This window comes from Pseudomonas sp. P7759 (assembly GCF_013386445.1).
GTDB classification, from domain to species: Bacteria; Pseudomonadota; Gammaproteobacteria; order Pseudomonadales; family Pseudomonadaceae; genus Aquipseudomonas; species Aquipseudomonas azotoformans_A.
The window spans coordinates 1-363 of record NZ_JACART010000144.1 but is presented as its reverse complement, the minus strand read 5'-3'; the positions used below and the strand labels follow the sequence as shown (position 1 = coordinate 363).

At 61.4% G+C, this 363-nt stretch carries 1 protein-coding gene; it reads right to left on the bottom strand.

Annotated elements, in window-relative coordinates; all coding sequences use genetic code 11:
- Positions 1 to 63: 63 nt before the first annotated feature.
- A partial coding sequence (locus HX823_RS31720; RefSeq protein ID WP_177078595.1) for an ATP-binding protein occupies positions 64 to 363 on the bottom strand: 300 nt, incomplete at its 5' end.

Genomic DNA, 363 nt, shown 5'->3' with positions numbered 1-363 from the left:
ACAGCCGGCTTGAGTGGTGTGGAGCAAAAGCAAGGGCGAACCAGCCGTTCGGTTCTGGTGAGGCTATAGGCTGATCTTGATCTGCGCACACAACCCACCTTCTGGCCGGTTGCTCAAGGTCAGTGTGCCGCCAATCGCTACCACCAATTGCTGGGCGATCGCCAAACCCAGGCCGGTGCCGCCGGTGCCGCGGTTGCGGGAGCTTTCCACGCGGTAGAAGGGTTGCATCACCTGGATCAGTTCGTCTTCGGCGATGCCGGGGCCGTTGTCCAGGACCTTGATCGACAGTTCGCCATTGGCCGTGGAGCCGACTTCCAGTTGTGCGGCGCCGGCAAATTTGAGGGCGTTGTCCACCAGGTTCAC